This window comes from Denitratisoma sp. (genome assembly GCA_032027165.1).
GTDB lineage: Bacteria > Pseudomonadota > Gammaproteobacteria > Burkholderiales > Rhodocyclaceae > Desulfobacillus.
The window spans coordinates 2,376,556-2,396,658 of record JAVSMO010000001.1 but is presented as its reverse complement, the minus strand read 5'-3'; the positions used below and the strand labels follow the sequence as shown (position 1 = coordinate 2,396,658).

Genomic DNA, 20,103 nt, shown 5'->3' with positions numbered 1-20,103 from the left:
TCAGCCGGTCACCTTGCGCACCAGCGCGCGGCTGACCATGCGCAGGCGCTGCGCCAGCGGGAAGCGCTTGAAGTTGGTCTTCACCGCGCCCTTGGTGAAGGCGCTGCGCTTCGAGTAGTCGATGTTGACGTCCACCACCACCGGCCGGCCCTCGGCGGCGAGGCGGCGCGCCTCGGCGATGCAGCCGGCGATGGCGGCGTCGTTTTCCATGCGCAGGTAGGCGGCGCCGGTGGCCGTCGCCACGCCTTCGAGGTTCACCGAGCCGAGCACGGCGCAGGGCTTGCGGTTGTAGGGGATCTCCTGCGCCTGGGCGATCTGCGACAGCTCGCCGTCGTGGAAGACGAAGTAGGCGATGCCCAGCCCTTCCTTCGACGCCGTGAGCATCTCCATGCAGGTCATCATGAAGGCGCCGTCGCCGACGATGGAGAAAACCTCGCGCTGCGGCTGGGAGAGCTTGGCGCCGACCGCCGCCGGCACGGCGTAGCCCATGCAGTTGAAGTCGGTCGGCAGGATCAGGGCGCGGCTGGCGTGCACCGGGTAGAGCTCGGCGGTGAGGAAGGTGTGGTTGCCGTCGTCCACCGTGGCGATGGCATCGTCCGGCATCTGCTTCCTCACCTCGTCGAAGAAGCGCGCCGGATTGACGCGGCCCTTCGAGTCGTGGCCATACCACTCTTCGCGGTAGGCTTGCTTGTCGCGGCGGATGCTCTCCTGCGGGCCGCTGCCGGCCGGGCGCGCCGCGCCGCGCGCCTTCAGTTCGAAAGTCAGTCCCTGCAGCACGGCGGCCGCGTCGCCGGCGAGGGCGACCTTCGCCGGGTAATTGACGCCGATCACCTCGGGATTGATGTCGACATGCACCAGGTTCTCCGGCACCGGCGCGCCGAAGCTGCCGGTGGCGAGCTCGCCGAAGCGCGTGCCGACGGCGAGCAGGGCGTCGCACTCGGCGAAGGCGTTGCGCGCGGCCGGCGCGGCGTGCGGGCCGAAGCTGTAGCCGGCGTGCAGCGGATGGGTGTGCGGGAACACCGACTGGCCCTGCAGCGTGGTGGCGACCGGCGCCTGCAGGAACTCGGCCAGCTCGACGAGCTGGGGCAGGGCGTCGACGGCGCCCCAGCCGACGAAGAGGCCGGGCCGCTTCGCCGCCAGCAGGAGGTCCGCCGCGCGCGCGATGTCGGCCTGCGCCGGCAGCGGTGGCGCCGCGGGCGGCGCGAAGGCGGGCAGCTCGCCCACCTCCTCCGGGAAGAGCTGCAGGTTCACCGGCAGCTCGACGAACACCGGCCCCGGCACGCCGCTGGTGGCGATGCGATACGCCTCGTAGAGCGCCGGCACCACCTCGGCGTGCGACTTGACGTGGAAGGTGGCCTTGGTCAGCGGCTTCATGAAGGCGTGCTGGTCGATCTCGTGCAGCTGGTAGCGCTTGCCCAGGTCGGTGCGGATGCCGCCGGTGATGACCAGCATCGGCACGCCGGCGAGCAGCGCCTCGGCGATGCCGCTCGCCGCGTGGGTGAGGCCGGCCGCCGGCACGATGGCCAGCGTGCCGACGGTGCCGGAGACGCGGCTCACCGCGTCGGCGATGAAGGAGGCGCTGCCCTCGTGGGTGACGAGGACCGGCGCGATCTGCTCCGACTTGTTCAGCTCGTCGTAGAACTCGGTGTTCTGCACGCCGGGGATGCCGAAGGTGTACTTCACGCCGAGCTGCTCGAGGGCATGCACGGCGAGCCAGGCGGCGGTCTTTTTCATGCTTTTCTCCCTGCAATGGATCGTCCGGCGATGCGGCCGGAGAGGACGCAGCCGCCGAGGAAGGTGCCTTCGAGGGCGCGCAGGCCATGCATGCCGCCGCCGCCGAAGCCGGTCGCCTCGCCCGCCGCCCACAGGCGCGGAATCGGGTTGCCGGCGGCGTCGAGCACGCGGCCCTCGAGGTCGGTCTGGATGCCGCCGAGGCTCTTGCGGCTGATGATGTGCTCGCGGATGGCGATCAGCGGCAGTGCCTTGTGGTCGTGGATCTTCTGGAACTTGCAGGTGCGCACGCGGTCGCCCTTCCACTGCCGCAACTGGGCGAGGCGCTGCAGCTGTTCGTCCTCGAAATGCGCCGGGCCGCGCGCGACCTGCGCGTCGTAGCGGCTGATCGCCTCGCCCAGCGCTTCCAGGTCGACCGCGTTGTCGCCCTGCAGGGCGTTCATCTTGTCCACCAGCGCCGGCAGCGTGTCGGCGACGACGACGTCCTCGCACTTCTCGATCAGCGTGTCGACCAGCCAGCGGTTGCCGAGCAGCAGGTCGCGCAGGAAGGCGAGCTTCTTCTTGTCGCGGATCGAGGGGTTGAACTCGGCGCCGGAGACGGCCAGCTCCTTCAGGGCGATCCTGCGGTTGAGGATCTGCCAAGAGTACTGCCGCTCGGTGGCGCAGACGCGCGTCACCAGGTCGCGCGTGTCGAAGCCGGTCACCAGCGGCGGCGCGAAGCGGCGGCCCTGCCAGTCCACCCACAGCGCCGAGCGCGGCGGCACCACGGAGAGGCCGTGGTTGGGCTTCCTCGGCTGCCAGTGGCGCACGCCGGCGGCGTAGTCCCACATCTTGTCGAGGTGGGTGAGGTTGCCGCCGGCACCCGCGACGGCGTCGTGCAGCCGGCCGTCGGCGAACTTGTGCGAGCCGTTGAGCAGCGTCGGCGGCGGCGTGCGCCAGTCGGCGTGCCAGTGCCGGCGCACCTTCTCCAGGTCGCCGCCGTTGATGCCGCCCGAAGCGACGACGACGGCCTCGCCGAAGGCCTCGAAGGGCTCGCCGCCCGCTTCCAGCACGCCATTGCAGCCGCTGATGCCGCCCATCAGGGTGGTGAAGCCCTCGACGCGGTGGCCGAAGTGCACGGCCAGCTTCGCCGCATTCGGGTGGTTGCGCAGCCGCGCGATGAGCTGGATCGCCAGCTCGCGGCCGGTGCCCCAGACGATGTGGAAGCGCGCCACCGAATTGCCCGGCACGTGCAGGCCGCGCTCGATCCAGTGCGGCACCGGGAAGAAGCCGATGCCGTTGGCCTTGAGCCACAGGTAGACCTCGTCGTGGCAGCGTTCGGTGTAGGCCTCGGCCCAGCGCCGCGGCCAGTGGTCCGCTTCGCCGAACTCGGCGAAGGCGCACCAGTCGGCGAAGGCCTTGGCCGGGGTGTCCTGGATGCCGTTCTTCTTCTGCTCGCGGCTGCCGACGACGAAGATGCCGCCGAAGCTCTCCTTCGCCAGGCCGCCGAAATTTTCCTCCTCGTCGCGGTCGAGGATGGTGACGCTCCTGCCGGCATCCAGCAGCTCCAGCGCGGCGCAGATGCCGGCCAGGCCGCCGCCGATGACGACGGCGTCGCTCTTGTAGGTTCGCATGCTTTCTCCTCCATGCCGGGAAGGATTCCCGGTGCGTGCGCCGGTTCGATCTTGCGTCGCTGCGCGCCCGCGAAACGAAAGCATAGCGCAACGCGGTGTGCATGAGTCGTTCCGCAACGACACGCCAAGTCCTTGCTGCGCAAGGGTTCGTCTCGAAGAATCGAATTCGCGTCGGCAGGGGACGACAGAATTCATTGCAGCGGCCGCCGGGGCAACACCGGGCCGGTGCCCCATCCGTTTGATCCTAGGGGAGAAATGCGCCCTGGCATGGCGATTGCGTTGACCACCGCGGGCGCCGCCGGCGTTACGCGGCCCCACAGTACCGCGAGTCATTTCAAACAAGGAGTCACTATGCTCGACAAGATGCAGCTCTTCGGCAAACACAACGACCCCCAGCCCCAGCAACGGCCCGGCGCCCCGACCATCCGCAAGCCCGGCGAGCCGGTCGCCTCGCCGCCCCGGCCCGAGCCCGTGCCGGCCGCGACGGCCGCCAGGGCGGAGGCCAAGCCCGACACCCTGCAGGGCAGCCGCCTCATCGTCGGCCCCGACATCAAGCTGAAGGGCGCCGAGATCAGCGATTGCGGCACGCTCGTCGTCGAAGGGCGGGTCGAGGCGGTGCTCGACAGCCAGGCCATCCAGATTGCCGAGCAGGGCGCCTTCTCGGGGCGCGTCGTCATCGACGTGGCGGAGATCCACGGGCGTTTCGAAGGCGACCTGCTCGCGCGCAAGAAGCTGGTGGTGCATTCGACCGGACAGGTCACCGGCAAGATCCGCTACGGCAAGATCGTCATCGAGGAGGGCGGCGAAGTCTCCGGCGACGTGCGCTCGCTGGCCTCCGAGCAGGCCGCCCCGGCAGCGTCGTCCGCCCCCGATGAAACCAAGCGGCCCGAGCTGGTCGGGCTGGATGCCGCCGCTCCCCGACCCCGCGCCGCCTAACAGAAATAAACCCGCCCTCCTCCTGATTGGGGCGCCGCAAGGGCGCCCGTTTTTTTATGCCGGGCTGGCATAATGGAAGCCGACACGGACTTCGGCGAGCACCATGCCCGACAGGAAATACGGCTTCGAGACCTTGTGCCTGCACGCCGGCAGCCAGCCCGACGCCGCCACCGGCGCGCGGGCGGTGCCGATCTACCAGACCACCTCCTTCGTCTTCGACTCCGCCGACCATGCCGCCAGCCTGTTCAACCTGCAGACCTTCGGCAACGTCTACTCGCGCATTTCCAATCCGACGGTGGCGGTGCTCGAGGAGCGCGTCGCCGCGCTCGAAGGCGGCCGCGCCGCGCTCGCCGCCGCCAGCGGCCAGTCGGCGCAGATGGTGGCGCTGCTGACGCTGTGCGAGGCGGGCGACCACATCGTTTCGGCCAGCACGCTCTACGGCGGCACCTTCTCCCAGTTCGACTTCAATTTCCGCAAGCTCGGCATCGACACCACCTTCGTCGATCCCGACGAGCCGGAGAACTTCCGCCGCGCCATCGGGCCGAAGACGAAGTGCCTCTACGCCGAGACCATCGGCAACCCGCGCGGCAACGTGCTCGACATCGCCGCCGTGGCGGCCGTCGCGCGCGAGGCCGGCCTGCCGCTGGTGATCGACAACACCTTCGCCTCGCCGTACCTGTGCCGGCCGATCGAACACGGCGCCGACATCGTCGTGCATTCCGCCACCAAGTTCATCGGCGGCCACGGCACCACCATGGGCGGCCTCGTCGTCGAGTCGGGCAAATTCCCCTGGGACAACGGGAAATTTCCGCAGATGACCGAGCCCTCGGCGGGCTACCACGGCGTGCGCTTCTACGAGACTTTCGGCGACTTCGGCTTCACCATGCGCGCCCGCTTCGAGACGCTGCGCACGCTGGGGCCCGCGCTTTCCCCGCTCAACGCCTGGCTGCTGCTGCAGGGCCTGGAGACGCTGCACGTGCGCATGGAGCGCCACGTCGCCAATGCCCAGGCAGTGGCGGAATTCCTTGCCGCGCATCCGCGCGTCGCCTGGGTGAACCATGCCGGCCTGGCGGACAACCCGTATCATGCGCTGGCGCGGAAATACCTGCCGAAGGGCGCCGGGTCCATCTTCACCTTCGGCATCCAGGGCGGGCGGCGCGCCGGCGAGAAATTCATCGAGGGCGTGCAGTTCCTCTCCCACCTGGCCAATGTGGGCGACGCCAGGACACTGGTGATCCATCCGGCGTCGACGACCCACCGCCAGTTGAGCGAGGAGCAGCAGGCGAAGGCCGGCGTCTCGCCCGACATGATCCGCCTGTCGGTGGGGCTGGAGACGCTCGACGACATCCTGTGGGACATCGACCAGGCGCTGGAAAAAAGCGCCGCCTGAGAAAGAGGGAACATGGAGTTTTTCGAGAATTTCGGATTGCACGAGCTGGTGATCGGCACCGCCGTCCTGCTCGGCATCTATTCCGGCATCGTCATCATCCGCCTGGCGCGGATGTCGCGGCCGCGCTCGCCCGAGCCGGTCTGGAAGCAGCCGCCGACCCAGTTCGGCGAGCAGGTGCTGAAGACCGGCATCGAGGCGGAGCTCGCCGAGCTGCGCGGCGAAGTGGCCGCGCTGAAGGACGAGGTGATCCTGCTGCACGAGGAAGTCAGGCTGCTCAAGGCGGCGCGCAACGTCTCGCCGCAGTATGGCGAGGCGGTCGCCCTGGCGCAGAAGGGCCTGGATGCGCCGCAGATCGCCGAGCGCTGCGGCATCTCGGTGGCGGAGGCCGAGATGGTGTGCGCCCTGAGCCGCAGACAAGCCGAATAGGAGGGGAGCGATGGCCGGGCCGGAACAGGATGACCAGGACGAGCTGAAGAAGAAACTGGTGCGCCGCGTCGGCATCGCCGGCGTGCTCATCGTCGTGCTGCTCGGCGGGCTGACATTGCTCGAGGACGTCCTGCTCGAGAAACCCGCTGCGCCGCCTGCCCCCGGCGCCGCCGCGCCGGCACCCCCGCCGGCCCAGGCCGAACCGCAGAAAACGGAAGCCCCGCCCGCCGAGGAGAAGAAGGAAGAAGCGAAGCCGGAGGAGGAGAAGAAGGAAGAGCCCAAGGCCGAACCGGAAAAGACCGAGATGCCGCTGGCGCCCGCGCCGGTTCCCGAGCCGCGGCCCGCCTCGCGCGTCGTCATCAAGCCGCCCGCGGCCGCACCCGCTCCGGCTGCACCGGCGAAGCAGGCCGCGCCGGCCAGAGTCGAAAAGGTCGAATCCGCCGCGCCGGCGCCCGCGCCGAAAGCGGATCCCGCCGTCGCGCTCGCGCGCAGCTACCGCCTGCAGATGGGCGTGTTCACCAGCGCGTCGAACGCCGAGGAACTGCATGCCAAGCTGGAGAAGGCCGGCATCCCGTCCTATGTCGAGTCGCGCGTGCATGTCGGGCCGTTCAAGACGCAGAAGGAGGCCGACGCGGCGCGCCGCAAGCTGAAGGAACTCGGCCTCGGCCCCGGCCTGCTGATCCCGCCGCAGAAACGCTGAAACTGCCGCTGAAAAGGAAAAACGCCATGAGCAAGAAGATCATCGCCACCGCTGCCGCGCCTGCCGCCATCGGCCCCTACTCCCAGGCCGTGCAGGCCGGCAACACCGTCTACCTCTCCGGCCAGATCGGCCTCGACCCGGCCACCATGCAGATGGCCGAGGGCATCGACGCGCAGGTCGCCCGCGTCTTCGACAACCTGAAGGCCGTCGCCGCAGCGGCCGGCGGCTCGCTCGCCGACGCCGTCAAGGTGAACATCTACGTCACCGACCTCGCCAATTTCGCCAGGGTGAACGACGCCATGGCGCAGGCCTTCAGCCAGCCCTATCCGGCCCGCGCCACCGTGCAGGTGGCGGCGCTGCCGCGCGGCGCGCTGGTCGAGATCGACGCGGTGCTCGTGCTGGGGTGATTGCCGGCGTTACCCAGGCGACTGCGGACAAGCTCGACAAGCTCGGCATCCGCACCCAGGACGACCTTGTCCTCCACCTGCCGCTACGCTACGAGGACGAAACCCGCCTCACCGCCATCGCCGACTTGCGCCCCGGCCTGCCGGCCCAGGTCGAGGCCGAGATCGTCGAATCCTCCGTGCAGTACCGCCCGCGCCGCCAGCTGGTGGTGCGCGTGCAGGACGCCGGCGGCGGCGAGCTGGTGCTGCGCTTCCTGAATTTCTACGGCAGCCAGGTGAAGCAGCTCGCCGCGGGGCGTCGGCTGCGCATCTTCGGCGAGCCGCGCGGCGGCTTCCTCGGCGACGAGATGGTGCATCCGCGCTACCGCCTGGTCGGCGCGGACGAGGCGCTGCCGGAAGCGATGACGCCGATCTATCCGACCACCGCCGGCCTCTCGCAGCTGGCGCTGAGGAAGTGCATCGACCTCGCCCTGAAGCAGGCCGACCTCGGCGAGACCCTGCCCGAGCCGCTGCGAAAGAAACTGCGCCTCGCCCCCTTTTCCGACAGCGTCGAACTGCTGCACCACCCGACGCCCGCCGTCTCGCTGGCCGAACTCTCCGACCGCGACCATCCGGCCTGGCAGCGCATCAAGTTCGACGAGCTGCTCGCCCAGCAACTCTCCCTGCGCCGTGCCCACGAGGCGCGCCGCGCCAAGACCGCGTCGCCGCTGCCGGCGCGCAACAATTTGACGCAGAAGCTGCTCGTCGCGCTGCCCTTCCGGCTCACCGCCGCCCAGCAGCGCGTCTGGCGCGAGATCGCCGCCGACCTCGGCGAAAAACATCCGATGCAGCGCCTGCTGCAGGGCGACGTCGGCAGCGGCAAGACGGTGGTCGCCGCGCTGGCCATGCTGCAGGCCGTCGAGAACGGCCACCAGGCCGCGCTGATGGCGCCGACCGAGATCCTCGCCGAGCAGCATTACCGCAAGCTCTCGCAATGGCTGGCGCCGCTCGGCCTCGAGATCGCCTGGCTCTCCGGCAGCCTGAAGAAGAAGGACAAGGCGGCGATGGCCGAAGCAATCTCATCAGGCCGAGCGCCGCTGGCCATCGGCACCCACGCGCTGATCGAGGAGGCGGTGGATTTTTCCAAGCTGGGCCTCGCCATCATCGACGAGCAGCACCGCTTCGGCGTGCGCCAGCGACTGACTTTGCGCGAGAAGGGCGCCAACCCGCACCAGCTCATGATGTCGGCGACGCCGATTCCGCGCACCCTGGCCATGAGCTACTACGCCGACCTCGACGTCTCGGTGATCGACGAACTGCCGCCCGGCCGCCAGCCCGTCCTCACCAAGCTGGTGTCGGAGGCGCGCCGCGACGAGGTCATCGCCCGCATCCGCGACGCCTGCGCGGCGGGGCGGCAGGCCTACTGGGTCTGCCCCTTGATCGAGGAGTCGGAGAAATTGCAGCTGCAGACGGCGGTGGACACCTTCGAGCGCCTGCGCGCCGAACTGCCGGAGCTGGCCGTCGGCCTGGTGCACGGCCGCCTCAAGGGCGAGGAGAAAGCGCAGGTGATGGGCGACTTCGCCGCCGGACGCGTGCAGCTCCTCGTCGCCACCACGGTGATCGAGGTCGGCGTCGACGTCGCCAATGCCTCGCTGATGGTGATCGAGCACGCCGAGCGCTTCGGCCTCTCGCAGCTGCATCAGCTGCGCGGCCGGGTCGGGCGCGGTGCCGACGACTCGGTGTGCATCCTGCTCTATGCCCACCCGCTCGGCGAGACGGCGCGGGCGCGCCTGAAAGTGATCTATGAAAACGCCGACGGTTTCGAGATCGCCCGCCAGGACCTGCATCTGCGCGGCCCCGGCGAATTCCTCGGCAGCCGCCAGAGCGGCGTGCCGCTCCTGCGCTATGCCGACCTCGAGGCCGACGCCGGCCTGCTCGAGGCCGCGCGCGAGACGGCCGAGTGCCTGCTGCGCGAGTTTCCGCCGGCCGCCGACCGCCACGTCGAGCGCTGGCTGGGCGGGCGGAAGGAATTGCTCAAGGCCTGACCATCCTGGCCCGAAGCCGCACTACAATTCGCCGCACTGGAGCGTTCCCTCGGAAGGACTTTGAAACATGCGCAACTTATCCCTGCGGCGGCTGCTTTCGATCGGCTTCTGGCTGATCTGTTCATGCGCCGTCCAGGCCGCCGAGGAGGGAAATTACGAGCCCCTCGGCAGCCTGATCATCGTCGGCGGCGGCGACACGCCGCTGCTCGTGCATGAACGGCTCGTCGAACTGGCCGGCGGACCCGGCCAGGCGAGGATCGCCGTGTTGCCGATGGCCGGCACCAAGTTCGACGAAGAAGCCCGGGAAGTCATCGACGATCTGAAACAGCTCAAGGCCGAGGCCGTGCTGGTCAACATCAACCGCGAAGAGGCCAAGAAGGAATCGACCGCGAAGGCGCTCGAAGCGTTCACCGGCTACTGGTTCCTCGGCGGCGACCAGTTGCGCCTGGCCGCCACGCTGCTGGGAACGCGCGCCCTGGAAGCCATCGAGCGCCGTTTCTGGGAAGGCGCCGTCGTCGGCGGCACCTCGGCCGGCGCCGCGGTGATGTCGAATGCCATGCTGACGGGCCGGGGGCGCCGCCTCAAGGGCCCCGAGGCGGTGGAGCTGAGGAAGATCGCCCGCGGCATGACGGATGTCGGCCTCGGCTTCGGCTTCTTCCCCGGCGCCATCGTCGACCAGCACTTCATGCAGCGCGCCCGCTACAACCGCCTGTTGAGCGCGGTGCTGGACCACCCGCAGCTGCTCGGCGTCGGCATCGACGAGGAGACGGCGCTCCTGGTGCGCCCCGACGGATTCTGGGAAGTGCTGGGCAGCCACTACGTCAAGATCTTTGACGCCAGGCGCGCGCGCATTCTCGAGGACGACGACACACTGGCCGGCGCAACCGACATCCGGATGCACATCCTGCCCGCCGGCAGCCTGTTCAACCCGAAGCGGCGCCACGCCCTGCTGCCGGGGCGCTGATTATTCCGGCCGGGGAGGGGTGTGAGGAATGGTTACGCCGGCATTGCATCCCATACCCGGCCTTTGTAGGTGCGGCCGTTGGTCTTCTTCGAGCGCTTCTGTCCGTCCGGCCCCCAGGCGCCCCACTGTTTGAAGAAGAACGGCACGCCGTACTTGTCGCACTGGCGCTTGACGCCGTCCACCCATTGCCGCTGCATCGGCCGGGCCTTGCTGCCCGACTCGCCGCCGACGATGACCCAATGGATGCCGCGCAAATCGGGCTTGCCGAGGTCTTCCAGCAGCGGCTCGACGGAAAGGAAGCGCACCATGACGTCGATGCTGCGCAGCAGCTTGATGCGGGGCAAGCCGTGCTTCCGGTCTTCGACCGACACCCCCAGCCAGACGTTGGGCGGAATCGCCTTGCCCCGGCAGTAGTCGGCCATGCGTACGGCGCGCTTGGTCAGAACCTGAAACGTGTGCTGGTGCGCACGCCTCATCACGTCGAACACCTGGTCGATGTACTCGAAGGGCACATCCTCGTGAAACAGGTCCGACATGGAGTTCACGAAGTAGATCGTCGGCTTGCGGCGCTCCAGCGGCTCGGCAAGCCGCTCCGGCATCAGCGACAGGCTGAAGCCGTTTTCATAACCGCGCATGCCCATGGCCTGCAGGCGCATGGCCATTTTTTCCGCATAGCAATGTTTGCAGCCCGGGGAAATCTTCGTGCAGCCCACCGTCGGATTCCAGGTCTGCTCCGTCCATTCGATTTTGCTCTGTGTGCTCATTTCTGTTCTCTCGTCAGTTTCAGACGATCTCCCTTATCCCAATGCAAAGGTCGCTTAGGGCGCCTTCTGGGAGCGTCTAGATTGACCACCTCGCCAGAATCGATGAGGCGAACGAGTGAATCCTGGAAATCCCCTGGAAACCAGTTGGTCTCCTCAAGAATGTCTGCGAAGTCGCTTTCGCCGATTCGTTTTGGCCCGCCGACCAGGTAATCCCTCCAGAAACGATCGACAGCCTCCGGATCAATGCGATCTTTTGAAAGATCGACGAGGCTATCGGCACCGAAAAGATCCTGCATCCCAGTCTTGTTTGATCGTGTCTGATCCTTCTTTGTGGCTCTTACCTGCTTTTGAACCAAATCGAGGTCGTCGGAAATTTCCATAAACTCGATAACGCCGCGAGGATGGCTGGTCAGGTAGACCAAGTGGTACTTCGCACGCTCCTTTTCCGGATCCAGTACCCGAACGTACCCTGATCTTGCTGGAAAATTATTCGTTGAAGGGATTTTAGACTTCAAATTTTTCCTGTAGGTGTTAACAAGATGCTTTTCCCGGTCTGAGGAAGGCATGCCGTCAACATTGACATCCTCGCCCAATAGTTCCGCAATTTCCTGTTTCCAAGCCGCCATCGATGCGGTGCGATTGACGAAGTCGTACTGAAAGTTGATGAGAAATTCAGATTGCTGTCGAGCCATCAGGGGCCGCAGCGTATCTACGGTTACCGTCGACCACCCTTTCGGATCGATGAAGAAGAAAACAAACGCATTGCGCCCACACCATTTCAGGATATCGGGTCGTAATGCAACGAAATCTCCTTGCATCGCTTCGGCCTGAACCCGTCCCGATGGCCGCTTAGCCAAAAAGGCTTGGAGCCGTTCAAATGCCTTCGGGCTTTCTTCGATATAAAGCGCCCGGAATTTCGGGCCAAAACCATGGCTGCCAAGCGTTTCACGGCATTTTTCCAGAATTTTCAGAGAAATGGCTATGGAAGTGCCGGCAAGATCTTCGCTGTCATCGGACCATGGCCCAGCGAAGCAGTCGACGTAGCAAAATTCAGTGATGCCAAGCTTGCGCGCGCTCATTCCAACGATGAGGAAGAGTTTTTCAAGGTAACTCTCCAGCAACCGATGTTTGATGAATGCCTGTTCGCGCCCTCGATAGGTTTCGGGCACGGTTCTGCTCCTCTTGGACATCATCTCCTACCCCGGCAGACGAATGATCATTCGTTATCGTAGGCTGTTGTTTTCGGATAGTCAATATCCATCTGTCCTGAAATTAAATCTTTCCGCGCCCTTCTTCTACACGATTTTACGCAACGGGAAGCTTTCGCCAGTCAAATGGCTTGAGCACGCGGCTGATCGCCGTGCTGTGCAGACTGACTTTTCCTGGATAGGTGTTGAAGCAGCGCTCGCCGAGGAAGGCGCTGTCGAGGATGGCGGGTTTATCGGAGCGCTACGCTACAGCAGCGCCCGCAGCCGCTCCATCGCTGCATCCACCTCGCGGCCCTTTTCGGCAATCGCCGCCAGCAACTCTGCCGGAGTGCGATTGTCGAGAACCTTCTTCTCGCGCGGATTGACGGCCTTCAAGTCGTAGGCCGCATCCTCGATGGTCTGCGCTTTCGAGACGGACTCGCGCGCCTGCTTCTCGGCCGCTTCGATTTCGGGCATGAGCGCGTCGGCGAGAGGCGCTTGCCCGGCCTTTCTGTGGGCCTTCGCCTGTTCGCGCAGCGCGGCCGCACGTTCGCGCTGCGCATCCGCCTCGCGCCGGTGCGGCGCGGCTTCCTCCGCGGCACGGTGCTTGCGTTCGGCGAAATCCACCGTCCAGCTGTGCTCGGTCTCGGCCTCGGGCGTGCCGCGCTTGTCGAGCAGCTCGAAGAACTTCTCGAATTGCAGCATGGTCAGCGGCGTCTTCTTGCCCACCTTGATGTGCGAGAGGTCGTAGTACCAGATTCGCTCGGTCTTGCGGCCGCGCGTGAAGAAAACCAGGTTCGTCTTCACGCCCGCGCCCGACCCGGTGAAGGCCCCGCCCGGCAGGCTGACGATGCACCACAGGTCGCACTCGTCGAGCAGCTTGCGCTTGGTCTTGACGAAGGCCTCCTCGTTGGTGCGGTACAGCAGTCCTTCATCGAGCACGATGCCGCAGCGTCCGCCGGGCTCGAGAATCTGCATCACGTACTGCACGAACAACGCCTGGGTGGCGCGGGTCTTGAACGGGAAGGGGCTTTGCGCCTCCTTCCCTTCCTTGCCGCCGAAGGGCGGGTTGGTCAGCACCACGTGAAAGCGCTCCGGCGCCCCTTCCCACAGCCCGCCATACACCGTCTGCCTCGATAGCGTGTTGCCGTGCCACAGATGCGGTTCGTCGATGCCGTGCAGCATCAGGTTGGCGAGGGCGATGGGATAGGCCAAGTTGTCTTTCTCGCGGCCGTAAAACGTGCGGTGCCTGAGGGTGTCGAGCGCCTCCGCCGTCAGCTCGCCGCCGCGCGAACGCATGTGCTCGGCCGATTCCGCCAGAAAGCCGCCGGTGCCGCAGCAGGGGTCGCACACCGTCTGGCCGATGCGCGGATTCACCGCGCGCACCATGGCACGGATCAGCTCGCGCGGCGTGTAGAACTGTCCGCCGTCGGAATTCTTCTCGCCCATCTTGAGCAGCAAGCCCTCATACACCTGCGACAGCATGAACTGGTGCTGGGTGTCGGTGCCGGCGAGGCGCAACGCATGCACGCGGTCGAGTACGTCGGCGAAGTTGCTCTCGGTGTCGATGCGCACCCGCTCGATGGGGGAGATGATCTCGCTGATGACTTTCTGCTTGGGCGACGCGCCGGGTTGGTCGCGCAGGCCGCGCAGCCAGGGCAGCAACTCGCCATTGACGAAGGCGAAGTAGTCGCCGCGCTTGCCCTCCTGCAAGGCGCGGCGCTTCCAGCCCAACGGCCGGCCGTCGTCCGTCTGCGGCGCATCGGGCTTGTCCGACCACGGCGCCGCCCAGTCCTGCCAGCGATAGGGCGCGGCCAGGGAGGGCGCATAGTTCAGGCCGAGCGCCTCGGCTTCCTCGCGTTCAATAGCCTCCTGCTCGTCCAGCACACGCAAGAAAAGAATCCACGTGAGTTCCGGCACGTATTGCAGGGCGCTGCCGCAGTTGGAGCGGCGCAGCACGTCGCAGATTTGCCAGACGGCCTGGTTGAGGGCCTGCGGCCCTGAGAGGCCGACGGCGGGGGTACTAGTTTTGTCTTTTTTGGGTCTTGGCATGAAAGTCAGTGTTGGTGGAACGCCGCGGCCAGCAGCCGCTGTGGCAGACGCTCGATGTCGGCGAGCCGGGCTTTGAGACTCGCGTTGAGCGTTTCAGCTGCGGCCAATCGTTCGCGAAGCGTGCGCGCGATGCGCCGCTGCTCGTCTATCTCAGGTGCGCAGATATGAAAGGACTCGATGACCGACATATAAATGGTCTTGATTACCGATCCGCTGCCCAGCTCGCGGAGATACTCGTGTGATGCCATGAAGGCATACATCAGAAATTCGGGATCGAGGTCAGGCCCGCAAATCCAGTTGCAGAAATGCTGGCTGGTCGCCATGGGCTTGCCGAGGATGGTGACGTAGCCGATGGAAGCATCACGACAAAGGCAAACCGTGCCGGGCGGCAGAAGCCGTGCCGAGGAATTGGCGAGACCGGCATCGTTGGTGTTCTCAGTCGTCTCGTAGGCGTATTTGCCGTGCAGCCTGCGGATGTCGGGCAAGGCCAGCCATGGCACATGTCCGCCCCACCATTCCGGATGGCGACGGCTGGGCGTGTGGCCGGATTCGAGGCGGGCGAGGTCGGTGAGGCGGTGCCACCGCCAACCGTGGGCCGTTTTTAAGAGCGTTGTGTCGGCGCTGATTGGTACCCCGTTATGAAAGCAATCAAAGAGGGTCCGCTCTTGGAGCTGAAGCGATAACGCTTCTTGCTCCGTGCAAGAAGCCAGCGCTGAGCGCGCGGCGGATATGCCTGAAAGAAGTCGCTTCGACACAGACACTTGTTCATCGGGCGAAAGCAATTCGATTTTCGTGGAAAGCACCTGGCGGTCTGTTACGGCTGGATAGTGAGCGCCGTGAGCAAGTGACGACAATCCGCTAATAAACGCTGGCGACTGTACAAAGCAGAACAGATAGTCCGGGACCAGATCTTCGCCACAACGGAGAACCGTAAATGCAGAACTGCACACGGCTCCATCCAAATCAGCGGTTACTCTCGCCACTGCGTTCAAATTTGGCCTGACATTTGAGACGAGAATGTCATCCGTCGAAACGATTGTTTGCGCTCGGCTGGGAGCATCGCCAATGCGAACTCTCTTTGGACTGCTGATCGTCTTGGTTGATGTGTCTATGGACGACACGTCGATATAGACAAAAGAGTCCGCTTGCCGAGTCTCAGGTCTAAACGTAACGATGGACCTGTTACACAGATCGGCTAGTGGTTTCTGTGCCATGACTTACGCTGAAAACAGCCTCGTCTTCGCGTCGTGCAACGCATCCAGCGGCTTGCCGAGTCCGCGCAACGCTGCCAGGCCGCCCGCTAGCTGAATCGCCGGCACGCGCCAGATCTCCCTGTTCTCCAGCGCTTCGGTGCCGTTGCGCTCGAACTGGCCGGCGATGCCCAGGATCACACCCTTTGCAGGCGAGGGCATGGCGTCCAGCCAGGATTCGTTCTTGAAGCGGAAGGCGAGGCTGCGGTCGAGCCGTGTGCGCGGCTTCACCGCGTAGCCGAGTTCGGCGAGCACGTCGTACAGGTCGTAGTCCTGCTTGGCATCGACCATCTGGATCATGGTCGGCGAGCCGTGGGCGGAAACCAGCGCCGCCATCAGTTCCTGGCGCTCGGGCGGGGTGATCCAGCGTTCGCGGAATTCGGCGAGGCTGGCCGCCTCGTGCTTGAGGCGCGCGGCGAGTTCTCGCTTGTATTCCTCGTAGGCCACCGGCACCAGTCTGCCGTCCCTTTCACCCAGGACGAAATGCCCTCCCCGCTCGACCCGGACCGAGAAGCCGCCGGCAATCAGCGTCGGTTCGGTGTCGTCGTCGCCGCCACCACCTCCGCCGCCGGGTCGCGGCGGCGGGGTGATAAAGTCGCGGCCGAACAGACGGATCATGTTGGTGTAGTCGTAGAGCCGGAACATCAGCTTGCCGCTGGCCTCGTCGATACGCGTGCCGCGGCCGACCATCTGGTGAAACACGATGGCCGATTCGAGGTAGCGAAAGAACACGATGTTGCGCACGCAGGGCACGTCGACGCCGGTGGAGAGCAGGTCCACCGTCGTGGCGACGAACCAGGAGGACAGCGTGCCGCGCAGATCGGCAACCATCTTGTTGCCGCTGCTCATGGACGTGCACTTGAATGCGTAGGGCTCGGCGCGTGCGCGGCCGTTGGCCTTGCACCATTCGGCGTAGCGGTTGTTCAAGTGTGCCGCGACGCGGTCGGCGTGGGTATCCGCCGCGCAGAAGACAATGGTTTTCTGCTCCGGTCCGCCGGTCTCCAGCAGATACTGAAACAGGTCGTCGCACATGGCGATGACGCGCTCGGGGATTTGCAGTTTGGCGTCGTAGTCGCTCGCGCTGTAGACATCGCGGACTTCGTTGGGCTGCGCCCGCTGGCCGGTGTCGACGCGTTTGGCCTTGTGGGCGATGACTTCCTTCTTGATCAGCGTCTTTTCGTCGATGCTGACGCGGCCCTGCTTGATTTCGCAGGGGGCGAGATAGCCGTCCTCGATGCCCTGCGCGAGGGAATAGTCGTAGACCGGCTCGCCGAAGTGACGGATGTTGTCGGCGGAAATCTCATGGTCTTCCTGCGAGCCGGTGAGTTCGCGCGGCGTGGCCGTCAAGCCGATCTGGAAGGCTTCGGGGTTGCGCGTCAGCACTTCGGACCAGGTACCCCAGGCCGAACGGTGGCACTCGTCGATAAGGATGTGGCTGAAGTGGTTCTCGGGGTAATACCGCCGCAGGAAAGAGGCGTCGCCGTGCTCGTGAATGCCCAGCGACTGGTAGGTGGCGATGTGGATGCGCGCGTTCTTGGCCTCGTTTCCCCCGTCCGACCCCTCGCGCACGATCTTGGCGTCGGAACCGAATACGTTGTGGAAGCGCGTGAGGGCCTGTTCGCGCAACTCGTCCCGGTCCACGAGAAACAACGCCCGCTTGAGTTGCCCGCCGTCCGATAGCCGCTGCAGCAACCCGACGGCGATGCTCGTTTTGCCGGCGCCTGTGGCAAGCGACAGCAGCGCCCGCTTCTTTTCCTTGCCGCCGGCCGCTAGGGCGGCGCGTTCGAGAACGGCGCGAATGGCGGCGTCCTGATAGTAGCGTGGCCGGTCGCCGGCGACGCTGTAGGCGGTGAGCAGGGGGCCGACGGCCGCTGCGTCCGGGTCGAGACCGGTGGCGGAAAACCAGCGCTGGCGCAGCTCGGCCGGTGTCGGGAATTCGGCCATCGGCCGGGGGTCGGTGGTCTTGCCGGTAGTGGTGTCGTATTCGACAAACAAGTGGCCATTGGTCGAGTAGACGAATTTAACCGCGTGGCGCCGGGCATATTCCTTAACTTGCTCCAGCCCCTGGGTGGGCGGCAGTTTTTCCTTCTTCGCCTCGATGAAGGCGAGCGTCAGCGGCTGCTCATGATGTTCGATGTAGGCTCGCAGCAGGTAATCGACGCGGCCGCGTCCCCGCTTGAGCGGCTTGCCGTCCAGGATGTCAATCCTGATGGCGCTCTGCTCCCGGTGAATCTCGCCATGCGTGGCGCGATGCTCGTCCTTGACCAGCTCGATCCACTGGCGGGCATGCAGTGCCGGATCGATCAGCTTGGCGCGGGTGTCAGCTTCGTTGTAACCGGGGGGTGCCATGACGTAATGATACCGGGCCAAGCGCTTTGCTGTCAGGCGTACGGTGTAAAATCCGCCCCATGTCCGAACTCACCCTGCGCCAGCGCCTCGACGCCTACGAACGCCTGATGCGGCTCGACAAGCCGATCGGCACGCTGCTGCTCCTGTGGCCGACGATGTGGGCGGTGTGGATCGCGGCGGAGGGCGCGCCGAGCCTGTTCATCGTCTGGATATTCGCGCTGGGCACGCTGCTGATGCGCTCGGCCGGGGTGGTGATGAACGACTACGCCGACCGCCACTTCGATCCGCATGTCGAGCGCACCAAGAACCGGCCGCTCGCTTCAGGCCTCATCCGCGAGGGCGAGGCGATCGGACTGGCGGCGGTGCTGACGCTGTGCGCCTTCCTGCTCATCCTGCCGCTGCACAAGCTGGTGTGGGCGCTCTCGGTGGTGGCGCTGTTCCTCGCGGCGAGCTACCCGCTCACCAAGCGCTTCCTCGCCATCCCGCAGGCGTATCTGGGAATCGCCTTCGGCTTCGGCATCCCGATGGCCTTCGCGGCGCAGCTGTACACCGTGCCGCCGCTGGCCTGGGCGATGCTGGCGGCGAACATCTTCTGGGCCATCGGCTACGACACCTGCTACGCCATGGTGGACCGCGACGACGACCTGAAGATCGGCATCAAGACCTCGGCCATCACCTTCGGCCGCTACGACGTGGCGGCGGTGATGATTTGCTACGCGATCACGCTGGCGATCCTCGCCTGGGTCGGTGCACAGGCGGGGCGCGGCATTCTCTTCCATGCCGGGCTGGCGGTGGCGGCGGGGATGATGCTAAGGCATTACTTCTGGATCCGCGGCCGCGAGCGCATGGCCTGCTTCCGCGCCTTCATGGACAACAACTGGGTCGGCGCGGCGATCTTCGCCGGCCTTTTCGCCGACTACGTGCTGCGCTCCGGCCGCTGGCCGACCCCCTGATTCCGGCTTATTTGCGCCGACCGGCGCCGACCGGCGCCAGGCCCTTGCAGTCCGACCCGAGATAGGTCATCTGCGACTCGGTCTGCATGGTGTGGCGGCCGGAGGCGTCCATCGTCACCATGTCCATGCGCGAATGCACGCTGTTGCCGGAGAAGGTGCTCTCGCCCTTGCCCTGCGAGCGGCGCCCGTCGACGTTGCAGTCGATCTCGTAGCGCAGGGTGTTGCCGCTGCGGCTCATCTTCGTCGGCTGGCAGCGCCCGTCGGGATCGACCACCGGCGCATCGCGCTTCGCCATTTCCTCGCTGATGCACATGCGCGTGGCGCCGCCGGGGCCCATGCTCACGCCCTGCTTGTTCATCATGGCCTCCATCTGCCGGCGCTGCTCGGGCGGCAGGCTGGCCATCTGCTGCTGCATCTGCTGCATCTGCGCGCGCATGTCCTGGCCGTCGACGACCTGCTTGAGGGTCTTGACCTCCCACAGGCCGGCTTTCATGTCGCCGGCGAGGGCGGGGGCGGCGAGCAGGGGAAGGCTCAGGGCGAGAAGAATTTTTTTCATGGCGGGCTCCTTTCTGTTGGCGGCCGGAAATGGCGGCATCATCGAAGGCGCATTGTGCCAGAACCGGCGCAGGCCGTATCGGGCGGCGGCCCGCGCTATCCCCGCCGCTCCCGGCGCCAGACCAGGCAGCGGTTGTTCGACGGCATGGCGCGGTCCTCGGCCAGCGCCAGTCCGGCGCGGCCGGCCAGGTCGTTCACCGCCTCGAAATCGCGCAGTCCCCGCCGCGGGTCCTGCTCCTTCAGCCAGGCATCGAAGGCCGCATTGCTCTCGCTGGTGAAGCGGCCGCCGTAATTGAAGGCGCCGTAGACGACGAGGGTGGCGTCGCCGGCCATGGCATCGGGCAATCGGGCGAACAGCCTCTCCACCTCTTCCCAGCCCAAGATGTGCAGCGTGTTGGCGGAGAACACCGCGTCGAAGCGCCGATCCGGCCAGTCGCCGCTCACGTCGAGCGCGAAGGGCGGCGGGGTGTTGGGCAGGGACGCTTCGCCGAGCCAGGCCCGGATGCCGGCCAGGTTCTCCGGCCGGTCGGTGGCCTGCCAGACCAGGTGGGGCAGGGCCGCGGCGAAGCAGACCGCATGCTGGCCGGTGCCGCTGCCGATCTCGAGCACGTTGTGCCGATCCGCGAAATGCTCGCGCAGCACGGCGAGGATCGGCTCGCGGTTGCGGGCGCAGGAGGGAGCGTCGGGTTTTTCCATTTCTCGAAGCCGGCCGTTGCCGCGGGCCATGAAACGCCAAATCTGCAATACTGGTGCCCGAAGCAAGCTAGCAGAACGGTTCGGCGCGGCAATTAGGGAGTTTACCTAG

General features: G+C 66.1%; 17 protein-coding genes. 8 read left to right on the top strand and 9 right to left on the bottom strand.

Going from position 1 to position 20,103, the window contains the following annotated elements:
- Complete coding sequence (locus tag ROZ00_11655; GenBank protein MDT3736874.1) at positions 1-1,734, bottom strand: thiamine pyrophosphate-binding protein; 1,734 nt, start codon at positions 1,732-1,734, stop codon at positions 1-3.
- Positions 1,731-3,344, bottom strand: a complete 1,614-nt coding sequence (locus ROZ00_11650) for an FAD-binding dehydrogenase (GenBank protein MDT3736873.1) — start codon at positions 3,342-3,344, stop codon at positions 1,731-1,733. The genes ROZ00_11655 and ROZ00_11650 overlap by 4 nt, the downstream gene beginning before the upstream one ends.
- Before the next feature lie 351 nt (positions 3,345-3,695).
- On the opposite strand from ROZ00_11650, the gene ROZ00_11645 reads away from it, so the two are divergent.
- The 7 genes from ROZ00_11645 to ROZ00_11615 all read left to right on the top strand — a co-directional run bounded on the left by ROZ00_11645 (position 3,696) and on the right by ROZ00_11615 (position 10,188).
- Complete coding sequence (locus ROZ00_11645) at positions 3,696-4,280, top strand: polymer-forming cytoskeletal protein (GenBank protein ID MDT3736872.1); 585 nt, start codon at positions 3,696-3,698, stop codon at positions 4,278-4,280.
- 103 nt (positions 4,281-4,383) lie between these two features.
- Positions 4,384-5,670: an O-acetylhomoserine aminocarboxypropyltransferase/cysteine synthase family protein gene (locus ROZ00_11640; protein ID MDT3736871.1), complete on the top strand. Its 1,287-nt coding sequence runs from the start codon at positions 4,384-4,386 to the stop codon at positions 5,668-5,670.
- A gap of 12 nt (positions 5,671-5,682) precedes the next feature.
- On the top strand, positions 5,683-6,096 hold the full coding sequence (locus ROZ00_11635) for a DUF2802 domain-containing protein (GenBank protein MDT3736870.1): 414 nt from the start codon (positions 5,683-5,685) through the stop codon (positions 6,094-6,096).
- A 10-nt stretch (positions 6,097-6,106) separates the two neighbouring features.
- A complete protein-coding gene (locus tag ROZ00_11630) occupies positions 6,107-6,796 on the top strand; it encodes an SPOR domain-containing protein (protein MDT3736869.1) in 690 nt (229 codons plus the stop codon).
- Between the two features lie 26 nt (positions 6,797-6,822).
- Positions 6,823-7,203, top strand: a complete 381-nt coding sequence (locus ROZ00_11625) for a Rid family detoxifying hydrolase (GenBank protein ID MDT3736868.1) — start codon at positions 6,823-6,825, stop codon at positions 7,201-7,203.
- Positions 7,203-9,224, top strand: a complete 2,022-nt coding sequence (gene recG, locus ROZ00_11620; protein ID MDT3736867.1) for an ATP-dependent DNA helicase RecG — start codon at positions 7,203-7,205, stop codon at positions 9,222-9,224. The genes ROZ00_11625 and recG overlap by 1 nt, the downstream gene beginning before the upstream one ends.
- Before the next feature lie 67 nt (positions 9,225-9,291).
- Entirely contained in the window at positions 9,292-10,188 is an 897-nt protein-coding gene (locus ROZ00_11615; GenBank protein MDT3736866.1) for a cyanophycinase, read from the top strand.
- Between the two features lie 32 nt (positions 10,189-10,220).
- Here the strand turns inward: ROZ00_11615 and ROZ00_11610 are convergent, their stop codons facing one another.
- From ROZ00_11610 to ROZ00_11590, 5 genes are all read right to left on the bottom strand, one after another.
- The gene (locus ROZ00_11610) at positions 10,221-10,952 is read right to left on the bottom strand and encodes a phage Gp37/Gp68 family protein (protein ID MDT3736865.1); all 732 of its coding nucleotides are present in this window, start codon (positions 10,950-10,952) and stop codon (positions 10,221-10,223) included.
- Positions 10,949-12,121 (bottom strand): three-Cys-motif partner protein TcmP, encoded by a 1,173-nt coding sequence (gene tcmP, locus ROZ00_11605; GenBank protein ID MDT3736864.1) that lies wholly within the window; start codon positions 12,119-12,121, stop codon positions 10,949-10,951. The genes ROZ00_11610 and tcmP overlap by 4 nt, the downstream gene beginning before the upstream one ends.
- 285 nt (positions 12,122-12,406) lie before the next feature.
- Positions 12,407-14,191, bottom strand: a complete 1,785-nt coding sequence (locus ROZ00_11600) for an N-6 DNA methylase (protein MDT3736863.1) — start codon at positions 14,189-14,191, stop codon at positions 12,407-12,409.
- Positions 14,192-14,196: 5 nt separating this feature from the next.
- Positions 14,197-14,994 (bottom strand): restriction endonuclease subunit S, encoded by a 798-nt coding sequence (locus tag ROZ00_11595; GenBank protein MDT3736862.1) that lies wholly within the window; start codon positions 14,992-14,994, stop codon positions 14,197-14,199.
- A 414-nt stretch (positions 14,995-15,408) separates the two neighbouring features.
- Complete coding sequence (locus tag ROZ00_11590; protein MDT3736861.1) at positions 15,409-17,790, bottom strand: DEAD/DEAH box helicase family protein; 2,382 nt, start codon at positions 17,788-17,790, stop codon at positions 15,409-15,411.
- Between the two features lie 59 nt (positions 17,791-17,849).
- Between ROZ00_11590 and ubiA the strand changes: the two genes are divergently transcribed.
- On the top strand, positions 17,850-18,743 hold the full coding sequence (gene ubiA / locus ROZ00_11585) for a 4-hydroxybenzoate octaprenyltransferase (GenBank protein ID MDT3736860.1): 894 nt from the start codon (positions 17,850-17,852) through the stop codon (positions 18,741-18,743).
- Between the two features lie 7 nt (positions 18,744-18,750).
- On the opposite strand, the gene ROZ00_11580 is transcribed toward ubiA, so the two are convergent.
- Complete coding sequence (locus ROZ00_11580; protein ID MDT3736859.1) at positions 18,751-19,299, bottom strand: DUF3617 domain-containing protein; 549 nt, start codon at positions 19,297-19,299, stop codon at positions 18,751-18,753.
- A 95-nt stretch (positions 19,300-19,394) separates the two neighbouring features.
- Entirely contained in the window at positions 19,395-19,994 is a 600-nt protein-coding gene (locus ROZ00_11575; GenBank protein ID MDT3736858.1) for a DUF938 domain-containing protein, read from the bottom strand.
- Between the last annotated feature and the right edge of the window lie 109 nt (positions 19,995-20,103).